The organism is Candidatus Skiveiella danica (assembly GCF_022705245.1).
Classification (GTDB): Bacteria; Pseudomonadota; Gammaproteobacteria; order Burkholderiales; family Burkholderiaceae_C; genus Skiveiella; species Skiveiella danica.
In genome coordinates this window covers 1-581 of sequence record NZ_JAKJEW010000158.1, presented here as the reverse complement: position 1 = coordinate 581, position 581 = coordinate 1, and the positions used below count along the sequence as shown (strand labels likewise).

The following is a 581-nucleotide window of genomic DNA, read 5'->3' as shown; positions in this document are numbered from 1 at the left end:
CACAGGGACACGCCGCGCTGCAGGAGAGGGTAGCTGGACATGGTGGTTCTCGGGGTTCAGGGGGTGGATTCAAGCGGCCCGGTGCCGAGCACCAGGCCCTGGGTCACGGCGTCCGGCAGCCACTGACCGAGATCGAAACCGGTATCGACGGCGAGGGCCTCATTCAGGCTCGCCAGCAGCGAACGGCCGCGCACCACGGCCTGCAACAAGGCCGCTTCGGCACGCGTACAGGCGGCAATGCGCGGGCGCAATCCCTGTCGCCATACCCTCGCGCATTCGGCCGCGCGCGCCTGGACCCGCCCGGCGGCGACGGCCAAGGAGGGATCCTCATGCAGGTGCGCTGTCACCAGGCTGGCCACGGGCCAATCACTGGTGATCACCGCCGTGCCCGGGGCCAGACGCAGGGTGAAGGTGGCAGGGTCCGCCTGGGTCAACATCGCGAACGACGCGGGATCGGCGGCGGCATCGGGCACACCGGCGGCGCGGTGCAACGCCCACTCCACGCGGGCCACGTCAGCCAGGTAGGGCACATCGGCCAGTTGCGGGTTGTGGTCGACGAATGCAGGCAGCGCATCGCCCCA

General features: G+C 70.4%; 1 pseudogene. It reads right to left on the bottom strand.

From position 1 onward, the window contains the following. Positions 1-56: 56 nt before the first annotated feature. A pseudogene (locus ACMUOY_RS20690) lies at positions 57-581 on the bottom strand (hypothetical protein); the annotation flags it as partial.